9 protein-coding genes are annotated in these 16,919 nt (G+C 71.9%); 6 read left to right on the top strand and 3 right to left on the bottom strand.

The annotated features are described in order from the left end of the window. Nucleotides 1-183: 183 nt before the first annotated feature. The 3 genes from ABZT17_RS03545 (at nt 184) to ABZT17_RS03535 (ending at nt 5,448) form a co-directional block, all read left to right on the top strand. On the top strand, nt 184-1,179 hold the full coding sequence (locus ABZT17_RS03545) for an SMI1/KNR4 family protein (protein WP_356343180.1): 996 nt from the start codon (nt 184-186) through the stop codon (nt 1,177-1,179). Between the two features lie 8 nt (nt 1,180-1,187). Further along, the gene (locus tag ABZT17_RS03540) at nt 1,188-4,337 is read left to right on the top strand and encodes an SUKH-4 family immunity protein (RefSeq protein WP_356343178.1); all 3,150 of its coding nucleotides are present in this window, start codon (nt 1,188-1,190) and stop codon (nt 4,335-4,337) included. Nucleotides 4,338-4,560: 223 nt separating this feature from the next. Further along, complete coding sequence (locus ABZT17_RS03535) at nt 4,561-5,448, top strand: cellulose-binding protein (RefSeq protein WP_356343176.1); 888 nt, start codon at nt 4,561-4,563, stop codon at nt 5,446-5,448. Between the two features lie 97 nt (nt 5,449-5,545). On the opposite strand, the gene ABZT17_RS03530 is transcribed toward ABZT17_RS03535, so the two are convergent. The 3 genes from ABZT17_RS03530 to ABZT17_RS03520 all read right to left on the bottom strand — a co-directional run bounded on the left by ABZT17_RS03530 (nt 5,546) and on the right by ABZT17_RS03520 (nt 9,252). Continuing rightward, entirely contained in the window at nt 5,546-7,159 is a 1,614-nt protein-coding gene (locus ABZT17_RS03530) for a cation acetate symporter (RefSeq protein WP_356343174.1), read from the bottom strand. Then, nucleotides 7,156-7,593, bottom strand: coding sequence for a DUF485 domain-containing protein (locus tag ABZT17_RS03525; protein ID WP_356343172.1), 438 nt, complete (start codon nt 7,591-7,593; stop codon nt 7,156-7,158). Before ABZT17_RS03525 ends, ABZT17_RS03530 begins: the two co-directional genes overlap by 4 nt. A 162-nt stretch (nt 7,594-7,755) precedes the next feature. Then, on the bottom strand, nt 7,756-9,252 hold the full coding sequence (locus ABZT17_RS03520; protein ID WP_356343379.1) for an MFS transporter: 1,497 nt from the start codon (nt 9,250-9,252) through the stop codon (nt 7,756-7,758). 446 nt (nt 9,253-9,698) lie between these two features. Between ABZT17_RS03520 and ABZT17_RS03515 the strand changes: the two genes are divergently transcribed. From ABZT17_RS03515 to mfd, 3 genes are all read left to right on the top strand, one after another. Next, nucleotides 9,699-10,487 carry an ABC transporter ATP-binding protein gene (locus tag ABZT17_RS03515; RefSeq protein WP_356343170.1) on the top strand — a complete coding sequence of 263 codons (789 nt, stop codon included), beginning with the start codon at nt 9,699-9,701 and terminating at the stop codon, nt 10,485-10,487. After that, complete coding sequence (locus tag ABZT17_RS03510) at nt 10,484-13,063, top strand: FtsX-like permease family protein (protein WP_356343168.1); 2,580 nt, start codon at nt 10,484-10,486, stop codon at nt 13,061-13,063. Before ABZT17_RS03515 ends, ABZT17_RS03510 begins: the two co-directional genes overlap by 4 nt. Nucleotides 13,064-13,353: 290 nt before the next feature. Then, entirely contained in the window at nt 13,354-16,884 is a 3,531-nt protein-coding gene (mfd, locus tag ABZT17_RS03505; protein WP_356343166.1) for a transcription-repair coupling factor, read from the top strand. The last annotated feature ends 35 nt before the right edge of the window (nt 16,885-16,919 follow it).

The raw sequence follows: 16,919 nt of genomic DNA, 5'->3' as shown, positions 1-16,919 counted from the left end.
GAGGGCGGCTGACCGGTGCCCGGTGACCGGTGTCGTCGTACCGCATAGGCTGTCGGCACCGCGCATCCATGCGGTTGACGCGTGGAGACAGGCGGCAGGACAGCAGGACAGTCAGACATACGGGGTGGAGTGGCCGGAGGCGGTCACCGGGGCCCGTACAGGACGCCGCAGGGGGCAACCGCCATGACGACAGGTCGGCTCGGGCAGCAAGCCGCGCCGCCGAACGCGGCTTACGCCGGGCAGGTCGTGCACTTCCCGGATCCGGTCCGGGCGGCGCGTCACCCGAGAGGGGTACGCGTGGACGAGCGCGGCTACCCCGACTTCTCGCCCTATGCGCGTGCCGCCGCGGAGATCGCGGAGCCGCCGGAGGGCTTCGGGGTCGACGAGTTGCGTCTGACGGACTACGTCTCGGCGAACGCGGCGTTGGCGGCGACAGGTCACGACCTGTGGGACACGGTGCCCGCGGTGGCGACCCCGCACGGCTGGACCTGGCACCATGTCGCGGGTTCGCGGCGGCTCGAACTGGTCCCGGTCGATGTGAAGGCGCTGCTTCGGCATCACGGCGGGATCGCGACGTCGGCCGTCGACCAGAACAAGCGGGGCACGCGGCCGTTGCAGGAGACGCGTCCCGCGCACTTCGGTCTGCCGAAGTCGGGTGTCGCGGTGACGGAGGCGCAGGTACAGGGGGTCGAGGAGGACCTCGGCTACCGGCTGCCGGGTGCCTACCGCTCGTTCCTGAAGGCGGCGGGCGGTTGCGCGCCCGTGGGCACCGCGCTGGACGCGGAGTTGGGCCTGCTGGTCGACCAGCCGTTCTTCACGGTGCGGGACGAGGCGGCGGTCAACGACCTGGTTTACGTGAACAAGTGCCTGCGCGACCACCTCACCAAGGACTATCTGGGCGTCGGTTTCGTCCAGGGCGGCCTGCTCGCGGTGAAGGTGAAGGGCCCGCGGCCCGGTTCGGTGTGGTTCTGCGCCTACGACGACGCCCGCGACGTCGATCCCTCGTGGTCGCCTGCCGACCGGGTGGAGCGTCTGCTGCTGCCGTGCGGCGACGACTTCGACACGTTCCTGTCCCGACTGGCCGGTTCTCCACCGGAGTTGGAGACGGTGGCGAATCTGATGGTGGACGGCGGTTTCGCGCGGGCGGTGCCGGTCGGTGCCGCGGCTGTGGGGGAGTGAGCTTCGCGATGGTGACGTTCGCGCAGGCGCAGGAGCGCGCGGAAGAGTGGATCAACGGTGACATGCCCTCGTACCAGCACCGCGAGGTGCGGGTGAGGGAGTTCGAGCTCGGTTTCGTGGTGTGGGCGGAGGACCGCGTGGACGGTCCCCGCTCCGACGGCGGCGCGCAGCGGCTGGTGATCGCCCGGGACAGCGGGGAGGCCACCTTGTGGCCGTCCCTGCCGGTCGGCGAGGTGATCCGCCGCTACGAGGAGGAGTACGGCCGCCCGGACACACCCGAGGACGCGGTGCCGCCGGCTGCGGCTCCGGCCCGGGTGGACCTGAACCAGACGTCCTTCTTGCTGACTCCGCCGGAGTGGCTGCAGGAGGCGGCCGACAAGCTGGGTATCGCCGACCGGCGGGGTGGGGCCGGGGGCGGGGGCGGGGGCGGCGCTGGTGAGGGCGCGGCTGCGGGGGCCGGTGGCGGCGCCGGGTCCGGTGCTGGATCTGGAGCGGCTGATGCTGGGGTCCGCAGCGCGGGGCTTCCCGAGACGCAGGGTGGGGTGCCGACGGGTTCGGGTGTGGGTCCGGGTTCCGGTGCGGGTGCGGGTGCGGGTCCGCGTTCTGGCGTGGGTTCGGGCTCGGGTTCTGGTGTGGGTTCGGGCGCGGAAGCCCGCTCCCGATTCTCGAACGTTCCGTCCGCGCCGGGTGCGCCGGGTGCGCCCCCTGTACCGAACGTGCCCGACGGGGCCACCCCTTGGGCCGGTACCGACACCAACGCCGATGCCGGCGAGGACCGTTCCGTGCCGCTGCCGGTGACCGTCTTCGCGCCGCCGCTGAATGAGCCGAGTGACAGTACGCCGCCTGACGCCGAGACCGAGCTGATCTCGGGGGGCAGCCAGTTGCCGCCTACGGCGCAGGAGCGGGCGCTGGAGGAGCCGGGGGCGCGGGGGGCGCGGGGCGCCCAGGGTGCGCCTGGAGCGCCGGGCGCGACCGGGTTGCCCGCGGCGCCCGGGTCGCCCGGTGCGCCGGGTGGTGCGGCGGGGGCGCCCGGTGGTCCGAGTGCGCCGGGGGCGCCGCTGCCTCCGCCGGGGGCGGGCGCGTCGGCGTATGGGTATCCGCAGGGCGCCGGTGGCGCGGGGGTGCCCGGTGCGCCCCCGATGAGCGCGTCTGCGCCGGGCGCGGTGCCGCCGCCTCCGCCGGGCGCGTCCTCTTACGGTTACCCGCAGGGCGCGGGCGGTCCTTCCGCGCCGGGCACGCCGCCTCCACCCCCGGGCGCGATGCCTCCGCCTCCAGGAGCGGTCCCGCCGCCTCCGCCGGGTGCGTCTTCTTACGGTTACCCGCAGGGCGCGGGCGGTCCGTCCGTGCCGGGTGCGCCTCCTCAGGGTGCCGCGCCGCCGCCTCCGCCTCCGCCGGGCGCGTCTTCTTACGGATATCCGCAAGGCCCCGGTCCGGGTCCCGGTCCCGGTGCGGCGCCCGGGGCGCCGCATCCGCCGGGCGCTCCGGGGCTGCCGCACGCCCCGAGCGCCGGGGACATCGCCGATGCCGCGACGAGCAAGGCGGCGCCCCCGTCCAGGCGGGGCGGCTCGGCCACGCCGCCTCCGCCGGGTGCCCCCGGGGCTCCGGGTGCGCGGCAGGGGGGTATGCCTCCGGCGCCGCCCGCGCCCGGTGGTGCGGGTGGGTACGTTCCGACGCAGCTCGTGTCGGCGCTCGGCCCCGAGGGACCGGAGGGCGCGGGCGCGCCGTACCCGCCCGGCGCGCCGAACCCGCCGGGCGCCCCCAATCCGCCCGGCCCGCCTCCGGGCGACGTCCATTACGCGGCCACGATGCTGGCCGACCCGAGCGCGATGGGTCCCGGTGGGGGCGCACCGCAACCTCCGGGCGCCCCGGGTGTTCCGGGCGCGCCCGGCGCGCAGGCATATCAAGGCGCCCCGGGTATCCCGGGTGCCCCTGGCGCGCCGCAGCCTCCGAGCGCCCCGGGCATGCATGTTCCCCCGGGCGCACCCCCTGTAGGCGCGCCCGCCGGGCCGCCGCCTCCGCCCCCGCCGGCCCCCGGCGCACTCGGTGTTCCGGGCGCCCCTGCTATGGCGCCGGGCGCCCCTCAGCCTCCGATGCCGCCCGCGCCCGGCGCGGTGCCTCCGCCGCCCGGGCAGGGTGGGCCCGGTCAGCAGCCGGCGTACGGTTACCCGCCGCAGCCGCAGGGGCAGCCGACGGTGGGTCCCGGCTACCAGGCCGTGCTTCGGTACCGTGCGCAGGACGGGTCGGAGCAGCAGTTGATCCGGCGTTCGGCGCCGGGGACCCCGCATCCGGAGTGGCAGATCTTCCACGAGCTGCGCGGTATGAACGTGCCGCCGGACCAGGTGCTGGAGCTGCACACCGAGTTGGAGTCGTGCGAGCTGCCGGGTGCGTACTGTGCGCGGATGATCCGGGAACAGTGGCCGCAGGCGCGGATCACGAGCATCGCGCCGTACGGGACGGATCACGCGAGCCGGCAGCAGGGGATGCAGCAACTGCTGGCGCACCAGGGCGAGCTGCACCAGGTGGCCGATGGGCCCGCGCGCCCGGCGCCGGTGCGGGCGCCGTTGCCGCCGGTGCAGGCCGCGCCGCCGATTCCGCCGGAGGCGGTGGCGCAGGAGCTGGCGGGGGCGTTCGGGCCGGGGATCTTCCGGTTCGAGCAGCAGGCCGTTTCCCGGCAGGGCGTGCCGCCGGTCGTGGCGCACTCGCTGGTGGTGGCGGGGCTGCCGGCGGACATGGGCCCGTTCTTCTGGGCGCAGGCCCAGCAGGGCCGCCCGGTGCCGACGCTCGCCGAACTGGCGCAGGAACGCGGTGTCCAGCCCGCCGTGGACGCCGGCTCCTACCTCGTCATGGGCAGCGACTTCGGCAAGGCGCTCTGTGTGCAGTACGGCACGGCCAACATCGTGGCCGTGCCCGTGGAGGCGGGCCCCGGCGGAGCACCGGTGCCGCCGCAGTTCGTGAACACGGGGCTGCCCGAGTTCCAGCGCTGCCTCGCACTGCTCGGCCGGATGTGGCGGCTTCGGTACGGGTTGAACCAGGAGCAGGCGGGCCGTTGGACCGTCGACTTCCAGGCCCAGCTCGCCTCCCTCGACCCGGCGGCCCTCGGTTCGCCCGAGAGCTGGTGGTCGGTGCTGCTCGAGCAGATGTGGGACGGATTGTTGTGACGCCGTCCCGACAACGGGATGACGCCGTGACGTCCGACTGAGCTGTTCTTCGGGCCGGGCCCGGTCGCTGTGACCGGGCCCGGCCCTTTTGCGTACCCGGTGCTGTCCCCACTTGACCGTGACCTGTGCGCGGAGTGTCGCGTTATGAACACTTCCGTCCGATACATCAAGATGTGCGCGAAATCATCATTTCGCGTCCGTTCGGCGGAGAGGGGTTCCCAGGATGAGCAGCGCATCGGTCTCGCCCCATGGCTTCGGGGCCGTACGAGGGCGTGGTTACCGCCCCGAACAGGTCGACGCGTACGCCGCGGCCCTCTCCCGGGACCGCGACGCCGCCTGGGAACGGGCCGCCCGTCTCACCGTGCTCGCCCGGGAGATGGAGGCGGAGGCCGCGGAGCTTCGCGAGACGGTGGCGCGGCTCGCGCCGCAGGCGTATGAGACGCTGGGGGAGGGCGCGCGACGCCTCTTCCAGCTCGCTCAGGAGGAGGCGGGCGCCGTGCGGGACCGCGCGCGGCTGGAGGCGCAGCGCCTCGCGGAAGCGGCGCAGGCGCGCGCGACCGGCGTGCGCGACGCGGCACAGGCGCACGCCGACGCCGTACGCGCCGACGCGGAGGAACGCGCCCGACACCGGCTGCTCGCGGCGCGCGCCGAGGCCGACGAGATCCGTATCTCCACCCGGCGCGAAGTGAAAGAGGGGCGCGGAGAGGCTCTGGGCGCGCTCCGGGAAGTGCGCCAGCGCACCTCGACGATGCTGGCCGAGCAGGCCAAGGAGTTCGCCGAGCGCCTGGAGGGGTTCGAGCGGGCCGAGGCGGAGCGCGTTGCCGCGGCGGAGCGTGCGGAGGCCGAACGGGTGGCGCGGGCCGAGGCGGCGTTGTCCGAGGCGAAACAGGCGTTCGCGGAGGCGGAGGAGTCCGCGCGCCGGTGCCAGGAGGAGGCACACGCGCGTGCCGCCGAGGTGCTGGCGGGAGCCCGGGTGCGGGAGGAGCGGATCGCCCGGGAGACGGAGCGGGTGCTGAGGGAGCACGGGGAGCGGTGGGACGACGTACAGGCGCAGATGGATTACGTACGGAGCAGTCTGACGGCGTTGACGGGGTCGGCGTCCGGGGAGTGAACAGCGAGCGGGGGCGCTCGACGTCGTGTGCGCGCCCCGCTCGCGCCCGCTCCGGGGCGCCACCCCGTCACCCCACAAGGGGACCCGTCCCCCTCGCTCATCCACCCCTCCGCACCGCCCCCGCCAGAATCCACCCCTCCACCGCCTCGTACTGGTGGCGCTGTTCCTCCGACGCCCGTTGGCCGGACAGCACTGTCCCGAGCCAGCCGAGGGCGAAGCCGAGGGGGATGGTGACGAGGCCTGTCGTGGTGAACGGGAACCAGTTGAAGTCGGCCTGGGGGAAGGCGGATGCGGGGGAGCCGGAGACCAGGTTGGTGCCCGGCATCAGGAGGAGGACGGACAGGGTGCCGCCGATGAGGGTGCACAGCAGACCCGTGCGGGTGTAACGGCGCCAGAAGAGGCTGTAGACCAGGGCGGGTGCGATGGCCGAGGCGCCGAGGCAGAAGGAGAGGGTCACCAGGGGTTGCAGGCTGCGGTGTTGGACGAGGGTGGCCAGCAGGATCGCGGGGACGCCCACCGCCAGTGCGGACGCCCGGGCCAGCCCCATCTCGCGGCGCGCCGACATCTCCCGTACCCGCGCCGCGAACACGTCGTGGGCGAGGGAGTTGGCGCAGGCGAGGATCATGCCGGCGACGGAGGCGAGGAGGGTGAGGAAGATCGCCGCCGTCACGGTGGTGAACAGGAAGGTCTCCCCGGTGGAGACGTCCGCGCCGAACGCGGCCCGGGAGCCCAGCAGATAGGCCGTGTTGCCCTGCGGGTCGGCCTGGGCGATCACCGCCCGCCCGATCAGCGCCGTGGCGCCGAAGCCGACGACCGTCATCACCAGGACGAACAGGACGACCGACGACACCGCCCAGGACATGGAGCGCCGCACCTGGCGGGCGCTGCTCGCGGTGTACATGCGCATCGTGACGTGGGGGAGGCAGGCGCCGCCCAGGACGACGGTCAGCTCCGAAGTGATCATGTCCAGACGGGGGTTGGAGCTGCCCGCGAACTCCACTCCGGAGTGCAGGAAGCGGGTTCCGACGCCGCTCTGCGCGGCGGCCGTGGAGAACAGGGCGCCCAGGTCCCAGTCGAACCGCCGCAGCATCAGTACGGCGATCACGGCGCCCGATCCCAGCAGCATCACCATCTTCAGGATCTGGATGAGGGCGGTGCCCTTCATGCCGCCGATGGCCGCGTAGCTGATCATCAGGGCGCCGAGCCCGATGATGCAGCCGGTCTTCAGCGAGTCGCCGGAGAAGCCGAGGATGAACGCCAGCAGCTGCCCGGTACCGGCCAGTTGGACCAGCATCAGTGGCAGCAGCGCGGCGATCGTCACCACGCAGGCGGTGATCCGCACCCCGCGCCCGGGCATACGGCGGGCGAGCGCGTCGCCCATCGTGAACCGGCCCGCGTTCCGCAGGGGTTCGGCCAGCAGGAACATCAGCAGCATCAGGGACAGCGCGGTGCTGAGGGCGAGGACGACGCCGTCGTAGCCGCACAGGGCGATCACCCCGCCGGTCCCCAGCACGCTCGCCGCGGAGATGTAGTCGCCGGCGATCGCGAGGCCGTTGCGCATGGGGGAGAGGGAGCCGTAGCCGGTGTAGAACTCGTCGAGGTCGTCGCGGTCGGGGCCCGTCATGACGCACAGGAGCAGGGTGATCGTGGCGATCGCGGAGAACGCGACCAGGGACATGGCCTGTGCGTTGTCGCTGAAGCCGTTGGTCATCGGGTGGCCTCCCGCTTGGCGTCCAGCTCGGACTGCTTGCGGATGCGGTCCGCGATCGGGTCGACGTAGCGGCGGGCCGTGTGCTCGTACAGGGCGATCGCCAGCCAGGTGACGGGGATCTGGATCAGCGCGAGCAGGAGTCCGGCCGGCAGGCCGTCCGTGACGCTGCTGGTCATCACCGAGGGGGCGAAGGCGGACAGGACGAGGAAGAGGGTGAAGTAGCCGAGGGCGGCGAGGGAGGCGGTGCGGCGCTGCCAGCGGTAGGCGCCGCGCAGGACGCGCAGATCGCTGTGGTGGCCGAGGGGCGCGCGGGGTGCGCGGCGGTGTGCGGGCGGTTCCGGCGGGGCGGCCTGGGGCTGCCAGGGGTACATGTGGTCGTACGCCGGGGGTCGGTCCGGATGTCGGTAGGTGTCGTACGGCGGCTCGTAGGACATCCCGGTGCTCCTTGCGTGGCTCGGGTCCGTGCGGGGACGGCAGGGAGGGTGGGGGGTGTGCGGAGCCACGCACGTTACTCGCCGGTTCAGGGACGCGCGAGGGTTTCGACAAACTGATTGGTCGGTATGCGCTTACTTCGCTGAGCTGGGGTGTTACCCGGATTAACTCAGATCTTTGGCGTCGTTGAGTACGGGGAAGCGGCGCGGCGCCAGCAGCAACAGCACCCCGAACGCGAGCGCCGCCGCGCATCCCGCGCCCATGTACACCGCGTGCACCGCGTCCGCGACCGCCCGGCGGGTCGCCTCCGGCACCTCGCCGCCGTCCAGTCCCCGGGTCACCGAGTCCAGGTCGCCCGCGCCGCCGAGCCGTGCCGCCAGCACCCCGTTGGCCACCGCGCCGAACACGGAGGCGCCGATGGTCTGGCCGGTCTGGCGGCAGAAGAGGACCGACGCGGTCGTGGTGCCGCGTTCCGCCCAGCCGACCGTGGACTGCACCCCCACGATCAGCGGGAGCTGGAACAGGCCCAGCGCCGCCCCCAGCAGCAGCATCAGCAGCGCCGGCTGCCAGGCCTCGCCGGGGTAGGGCAGGAAGGGGAAGGCGAACAGGATCAGCGCGGCGGCTCCGATGCCGATCAGGGCCGTGTTGCGGAAGCCGATCCGGCCGTAGACGTGCTGGCTCAGGGCCGCGGAGACCGGCCAGCTCAACGTCCATACGCTCAGCACGAATCCGGCCGCCACCGGCGCCAGACCCAGCACCGACTGCGCGTACGTCGGCAGGAACACGCTCGGCGCCACCATCAGCAGGCCCATCGCGCCCAGGGCCAGATTGACCGCGGCGATCGTGCGCCGGCGCCACACCCACCCGGGGATGATCGGCTCGGCCGCCCGCCGTTCCACCCGCACCACGACCCCGACAAGCGCGAGTCCCGTGGCGAACAGGGCGATCGACGGCGACGACAGCCACGGCCAGGCCACCCCGCCCTGCACCAGGGCCGTCAGCAGGACCCCTCCGCAGGCGAACACGGCCAGCGCACCCGCCCAGTCGATGCGTGCACGGCCCCTCGACTCCCTTTGCGGTTCATGGAGATGACGGACGACCAGCCACAACGCCACCGCCCCTATGGGCAGGTTGACCAGGAAGATCCAGCGCCAGCCGGCGTACGCCGCCAGCACCCCGCCGACCCCCGGGCCCGCCACCGCGGACACCGCCCACACCGTGGACAGCTTGGACTGGATCTTCGGGCGTTCCTTGAGCGGGTACAGATCGGCGGCCAGGGTCTGGACCGTGCCCTGCAACGCCCCGCCGCCCAGGCCCTGGAGGATGCGGAAGGCGATCAACGCCCCCATGTTCCAGGCCATCGCGCACAGCAGCGAGCCGAGCAGGAACACCGACGCGCCCGCGATCAGCACCGGCTTGCGGCCGAAGGTGTCGGAGAGCCTGCCGTAGACCGGGAGGGTCACGGTGACCGCGAGGAGATAGCCGGAGAAGAGCCAGGAGAAGACCGAGAAGCCGCCGAGGTCGCCGACGATCTGGGGTACGGCCGTGGAGACGATGGTGGAGTCGAGGGCCGCGAGGGCCATGGCGAGCATGAGCGCGGCCACGACGGCGCCTCGTCCGCGGGTGCCCGGTGAAGGCTCGCCGGTCACCGACGCCCGTATGTCCGTGTCCCCCTGGTCCACAGGATTCCTTCCCCTTGCATCTATCCGGCGCCCAACAGCTTCCCACTTGACCCTCACGTCGCGTCAGGGTGGAAGGTGACTGGGCCGGTGGGTGGACCGAACCCCGAGATCGGCTCCACCCGTCGGTGGACGGCCCCTAGGGGTTTACTCCGTACCAGGGCTCGGGGCGGGTTCGTCCCACCGGAGGACGAGACCGAGGGGGCGGCGTCCTTAACCTGGCTTTACGCCGCTGGGGAGCGGTCGAGGGGGGCGGCCGGGGCGGTTGACCGGACCGGCGGGGGTGGGGTTTTCCCCCGTAGAAGAGGGTGCTGAGCACCAGCGCGCCGGACCTCTCTCCGACGCCAGACTCATCGACGTACCGAGGAACCACCGAACGACGCACCGGCTCACGCGACTCAACTGTCGTCCGACATAGGAGAAATACCATGACATCGGCCGTGACCATTCCCAGGCACGGGGGCACTGGAGGGCGTACGGCCGTCGCCGCGCGGGCGCGGCAGGTCGTCAAGGCGTACGGGGCCGGGGAGACCCGCGTCGTCGCCCTCGACCATGTCGACGTGGACATCGCCCGCGGCCAGTTCACCGCGATCATGGGCCCGTCCGGGTCCGGCAAGTCCACGCTCATGCACTGCCTCGCCGGGCTCGACACCGTCACCAGCGGGCAGATCCACCTGGACGAGACCGAGATCACCGGGCTGAAGGACAAGAAGCTCACCAAGCTGCGGCGGGACCGGATCGGGTTCATCTTCCAGGCGTTCAACCTGCTGCCGACGCTGAACGCGATCGAGAACATCACGCTGCCCATGGACATCGCGGGCCGCAAGCCGGATCGGGAGTGGCTCGCGCGGGTGGTGGACACCGTGGGGCTGAGCGACCGGCTCAAGCACCGGCCCACCCAGCTCTCCGGCGGTCAGCAGCAGCGTGTCGCGGTGGCCCGTGCGCTGGCCGCGCGGCCCGAGATCATCTTCGGCGACGAGCCGACCGGAAACCTGGACTCCCGGGCCGGCGCGGAGGTGCTGGGCTTCCTGCGCCGCTCCGTGGACGAGCTCGGGCAGACCATCGTGATGGTCACCCACGACCCGGTGGCCGCCTCGTACGCGGACCGGGTGCTGTACCTCGCCGACGGCCGGATCGTCGACGAGATGCACCGGCCGACCGCCGACGCCGTCCTGGACCGCATGAAGGACTTCGACGCCCGGGGGCGTACGTCATGACCGTCATGAAGACCTCGATGCGCAACTTCTTCGCGCACAAGGGGCGGATGGCGCTGTCGGCCATCGCGGTCCTGCTGTCGGTCGGGTTCGTCTGCGGGACGCTCGTGTTCACCGACACGATGAACACGACCTTCGACAAGCTGTTCCAGGCCACCTCCTCCGATGTGACCGTCAGCGCCAAGAGCGCCTCGGACAGCGGGGCGACCGACTCCGAGAACGGCCGGCCGCCGGTGTTCCCGGCCTCCGTGGTCGGCAAGGTGAAGGCCGCGCAGGGCGTGAAGGCGGCGGAGGGGACCGTCTTCTCGACCTCCGTGACCGTGGTCGACGGCAAGAAGGACAGCCTGTCGCCCTCCAGCGGCGCACCGACCATCGTCGGCAACTGGAACTCCAACGACGCCCGCACCATGAAGATCACCTCCGGTGCGGCGCCCGTGGGCCCCGGCCAGGTGATGGTCGACAAGGACACCGTCGACAAGCACCACCTGAGGCTCGGTGACGAGATCGGCGTGATCAGCGCGGTCGGCACGCACCGGGCGAAGATCTCCGGCATCGCCGACTTCCAGGTCACCAACCCCGGTGCGGCGATCTTCTACCTGGACACCAGGACCGCCCAGGAGACACTCGTCGGCAGGACCGGCGTCTTCACCAACGTCAACGTCACGGCCGCCTCCGGGGTGAGTGACGCCCAGCTCAAGAAGAACGTCGTCGCCGGGCTCGGCACCGGCTACAAGGTGCAGACCGCCAAGGAGACCGCCGACGCCAACCAGAAAAACGTCGAGGGCTTCATGAACGTCATGAAGTACGCGATGCTCGGCTTCGCCGGGATCGCCTTCCTCGTCGGCATCTTCCTGATCATCAACACCTTCTCGATGCTGGTCGCCCAGCGCACCCGCGAGATCGGCCTGATGCGGGCCATCGGATCGAGCAGGAAGCAGGTCAACCGGTCCGTGCTCGCCGAGGCGCTGCTGCTGGGTGTCTTCGGCTCGGTGCTGGGCGTCGGGGCCGGTGTCGGACTCGCCGTCGGCCTGATGAAGCTCATGGGTTCCATGGGCATGCATCTGTCGACCGCGGACCTGACCGTGAAGTGGACGACCCCGGTGGTCGGTGTGATCCTCGGCGTCGTCGTCACCGTCCTCGCCGCCTATCTGCCCGCCCGCCGGGCCGGCAAGGTCTCCCCGATGGCCGCGCTGCGCGACGCCGGTGCCCCCACCGACGCCAGGGCGGGCCGCGTACGGGCCCTGGTGGGGGTCCTGCTCACCGGTGCCGGCGGCTACAGCCTCTATCTGGCCGGGAGCGTCAGCAAGGCGACCGACGGCTCGCTGTGGCTGGGGCTGGGCGTGGTCCTCTCCCTGATCGGCTTCGTGGTCGTCGGGCCGCTGCTCGTGGCCGGTGTGGTGCGCGTGCTGGGCGCCGTACTGCTGCGGATGTTCGGACCGGTCGGGCGGATGGCCGAGCGCAACGCGCTGCGCAACCCGCGCCGTACGGGGGCCACGGGCGCCGCCCTGATGATCGGCCTGGCGCTGGTCGCCTGTCTCTCGGTGGTCGGCTCGTCGATGGTCGCCTCCGCCACGGACCAGCTCGACAAGACCGTCGGCACGGACTTCATCATCCAGTCCGACGGCGGCCAGCGGATCACCCCGCAGGCAGTCAGGGCCGTCAAGGACACGCCGGGGCTGGCTCGGGTCACCGAGTACAGGACGACCCAGGCCGACTACACCACGCCCGACGGCAAGACCCTCAAGGACACCGACATCACGGCGGCCGACCCCACGTACGCGAGCGACCTGCGCAAGAAGGTGGTGGCCGGCAAGCTCAAGGACGCCTACCTGCCCGACTCGATGTCCGTGCACGAGAAGTTCGCCAAGGCGCACGGCATCCACCTGGGCTCCAGGATCAAGGTCGCGTTCAAGGACGGCGGCACCGCCGAACTGACGGTCCGGGCCATCACCACCAGCGACGACATGATCGACCAGGGCGCCAAGTACACGTCGATCGCCACCCTCGCCAAGTACGTGCCGGCCGACCGGATGCCGCTCGACGAGCTGGTCTTCGCCACCGCCGACAAGGGGCAGCAGGACGCGGCGTACAAGTCGCTGAAGTCAGCGCTGCACGACTACCCGCAGTACAAGGTGCGCGACCAGACCGACTACAAGCAGGCCCTGAAGGACCAGATCGGCCAGCTCCTGAACATGATCTACGGCCTTCTCGCCCTGGCGATCATCGTCGCGATCCTGGGTGTGGTGAACACCCTGGCCCTGTCGGTGGTCGAGCGGACCCGTGAGATCGGCCTGATGCGCGCCATCGGCCTCTCGCGCCGCCAGCTGCGCCGCATGATCCGTATGGAGTCGGTGGTCATCGCCCTGTTCGGCGCCCTGCTCGGCCTCGGGCTCGGCATGGGCTGGGGCGCCACCGCCCAGCAGCTCCTCGCCCTGGAGGGCCTCAAGGTCCTGGACATCCCGTGGCCGACGATCACCGCGGTCTTCCTCGGCTCGGCGTTCGTGGGACTGTTCGCGGCCCTGATCCCGGCGTTCCGGGCGGGCCGGATGAACGTCCTGAACGCGATCGCCACCGACTAGCGCGCACACCAGCCACGGGGGTACGGCCACCGCACACGGGGGTTGCGGGGGAGCGCCCGGCACCGGGGAGTCCTGGGGGACTCGCCGGTGCCGGGCTGTTCGCCGCTTGTGGGGCCGGTTTCCCGGCCGCGGAGTCGAACAGTTCGCCGCCGCTGAGCCGACCAGGGGTTACAGGGGTTGTCCACAGCCCCACCGTCACCGCGAAGCGCGACGTAGGCTGGAGGGACCCCCGGCCCGCAGTGCGCGTCGGGCGATTCGCGTTGCCCGCCCCCGGACGAAAGCCGCCCCGAATGAGCCTGCACGGTCTGCTCGACGCCGTCGTCAAGGATCCCGCCCTCGCGGAAGCGATCAGGGCGGGCGCAGACGGCAACCGCATGCACATCGATCTGGTCGGCCCCCCGGCGGCCCGCCCCTTCGCGGTGGCCGCGCTGGCCCGCGAGACCGGCCGCACGGTGCTGGCCGTGACGGCGACGGGCAGGGAGGCGGAGGACCTGGCGGCCGCCCTGCGGTCCCTGCTGCCGGCCGACGGGGTCGTGGAGTACCCGTCGTGGGAGACGCTCCCGCACGAGCGGCTCAGCCCGCGCAGCGACACCGTGGGCCGTCGGCTCGCGGTCCTGCGGCGCCTCGCCCACCCCTCCGCGGACGACCCCGGGACCGGACCGGTCTCCGTCGTCGTGGCGCCCGTACGATCCGTGCTGCAGCCGCAGGTCAAAGGGCTCGGGGAGCTGGTGCCGGTCGCCCTGCGGACCGGGCAGACCGCCGATCTGAACGACATCGTCCAGGCCCTCGCCGCCGCCGCGTACGCGCGCGTGGAACTCGTCGAGAAGCGGGGCGAGTTCGCCGTACGCGGTGGGATCCTGGACGTCTTCCCGCCCACCGAGGAACACCCCCTGCGCGTCGAGTTCTGGGGCGACGACGTCGAGGAGATCCGCTACTTCAAGGTCGCCGACCAGCGGTCCCTCGAAGTCGCCGAGCACGGCCTGTGGGCGCCCCCCTGCCGTGAACTGCTGCTGACGGAGGACGTCCGCACGCGGGCGCGTGTCCTCGCCGAACAGCACCCCGAGCTGGGCGAGCTGCTCGGGAAGATCGCCGAGGGGATCGCGGTCGAGGGCATGGAGTCCCTGGCCCCCGTCCTCGTCGACGACATGGAGCTGCTGCTCGACGTACTGCCCGCGCGCGCGATGGCCGTCGTCTGCGACCCGGAGCGGGTCCGCACACGTGCCGCCGACCTCGTGGCCACCAGCCAGGAGTTCCTCCAGGCCTCCTGGGCGGCCACCGCGGGCGGCGGCGAGGCGCCCATCGACGTCGGCGCGGCCTCCCTGCGGTCCATCGCGGACGTCCGGGACCGGGCCCGTGAGCTGGGCATGATGTGGTGGTCGGTGTCGCCGTTCGCGGCGGACGACCAACTCGACGCGGACACCCTCAAGCTCGGCATGCACGCCCCCGAGACCTACCGCGGCGACACCGCCAAGGCCCTCGCCGACACCAAGGGGTGGCTCGCCGACGGCTGGCGCACGGTCTTCGTCACCGAGGGCCACGGCCCCGCGGCCCGCACCGTCGAGGTGCTGGGCGGCGAGGGCATCGCGGCCCGCCTCGACATCGAGCTCGGCGCGATCTCACCGTCCGTCGTGCACGTGGCGTGCGGCTCGATCGACTACGGCTTCGTCGACACCGCGCTCCAGCTGGCCGTCCTCACCGAGACCGACCTCTCCGGCCAGAAGGCGGCCGGCAAGGACGGCGCCCGGATGCCGGCCCGCCGCCGCAAGACCATCGACCCGCTCACCCTGGAGGCGGGCGACTACATCGTCCACGAACAGCACGGCGTGGGCCGCTACATCGAGATGGTGCAGCGCACCGTGCAGGGCGCCACCCGCGAGTACCTGGTCGTCGAGTACGCCCCCGCCAAGCGCGGCCAGCCAGGCGACCGCCTCTACATCCCCACCGACCAGCTGGAACAGATCACCAAGTACGTCGGCGGCGAGGCCCCCACCCTCCACCGCCTCGGCGGCGCCGACTGGACGAAGACCAAGGCGCGCGCCAAGAAGGCCGTCAAGGAGATCGCGGCCGACCTCATCAAGCTGTACAGCGCCCGGATGGCGGCCCCCGGCCACACCTTCGGCCCGGACACCCCCTGGCAGCGCGAGCTGGAGGACGCGTTCCCGTACGCCGAGACCCCCGACCAGCTGACGACGATCGCCGAGGTCAAGGAGGACATGGAAAAGTCGGTCCCCATGGACCGTCTGATCTGCGGCGACGTCGGCTACGGAAAGACGGAGATCGCGGTCCGGGCCGCCTTCAAGGCCGTACAGGACGGCAAGCAGGTGGCGGTCCTCGTCCCCACCACCCTTCTGGTGCAGCAGCACTTCGGGACGTTCTCCGAGCGCTACTCCCAGTTCCCGGTCAACGTGCGGGCGTTGTCCCGCTTCCAGACGGACACCGAGGCGAAGGCCGTCCTGGAGGGCCTGCGCGAGGGTTCGGTGGACGTCGTCATCGGCACCCACCGTCTGTTCTCCTCGGAGACCAAGTTCAAGGACCTGGGCCTGGTCATCGTCGACGAGGAGCAGCGCTTCGGCGTCGAGCACAAGGAGCAGCTGAAGAAGCTGCGCGCCAACGTGGACGTCCTGACGATGTCCGCGACCCCGATCCCCAGAACGCTGGAGATGGCGGTCACCGGCATCCGCGAGATGTCCACGATCACCACCCCGCCGGAGGAGCGCCACCCGGTGCTCACCTTCGTCGGCCCGTACGAGGAGAAGCAGATCGGCGCGGCGATCCGCCGTGAACTCCTGCGTGAGGGCCAGGTCTTCTACATCCACAACCGGGTGGAGTCGATCGACCGCGCGGCCTCGCGCCTGCGTGAGATCGTCCCCGAGGCGCGGATCGCCACGGCCCACGGCCAGATGTCCGAGACGACCCTCGAACAGGTCGTCGTCGACTTCTGGGAGAAGAAGTACGACGTCCTCGTCTCGACCACGATCGTCGAGTCCGGCATCGACATCTCCAACGCGAACACGCTGATCGTGGAGCGCGGCGACAACTTCGGCCTCTCCCAGCTGCACCAGCTGCGCGGCCGGGTCGGGCGCGGGCGGGAGCGCGGGTACGCGTACTTCCTGTACCCGCCGGAGAAGCCGCTGACGGAGACGGCCCATGAGCGCCTGGCGACCATCGCCCAGCACACGGAGATGGGCGCGGGCATGTACGTCGCGATGAAGGACCTGGAGATCCGCGGCGCGGGCAACCTCCTGGGCGGCGAGCAGTCCGGCCATATCGCGGGCGTCGGCTTCGACCTGTACGTCCGTATGGTCGGCGAGGCGGTCGCGGACTACCGCGCCTCCCTGGAGGGCGGCGTGGAGGAGGAGCCGCCGCTGGAGGTCAAGATCGAGCTCCCGGTCGACGCGCATGTCCCGCACGACTACGCCCCCGGCGAGCGCCTGCGTCTCCAGGCGTACCGGGCCATCGCCTCCGCCAACACGGAGGAGGACGTCAAGTCGGTCCGCGAGGAACTCGTCGACCGCTACGGCAAGTTGCCCGAACCGGTGGAGAACCTGCTCCTGGTGGCGGGCCTGCGTATGCTCGCCCGCGCGTGCGGGGTCGGCGAAGTCGTCCTCCAGGGCAACAACATCCGCTTCGCGCCGGTGGAGCTGCGGGAGTCGCAGGAGCTGCGGCTCAAGCGGCTCTACCCCGGGACCGTCATCAAGCCGGCCGCGCACCAGGTGCTCGTACCCCGCCCGAAGACCGCGAAGGTCGGCGGAAAGCCGCTGGTCGGTCGTGAACTGCTGGGCTGGGTCGGGGAGTTCCTGACGTCGATCCTGGGATCGTAGGCAGGGGAGGCCGTCCGCGGGGCCCGGCGGACGGC

It is taken from the genome of Streptomyces sp. NPDC005648 (genome assembly GCF_040605395.1).
GTDB lineage: Bacteria > Actinomycetota > Actinomycetes > Streptomycetales > Streptomycetaceae > Streptomyces.
The sequence above is the reverse complement of the archived record's forward strand: the minus strand, read 5'-3'. Positions and strand labels throughout refer to the sequence as shown.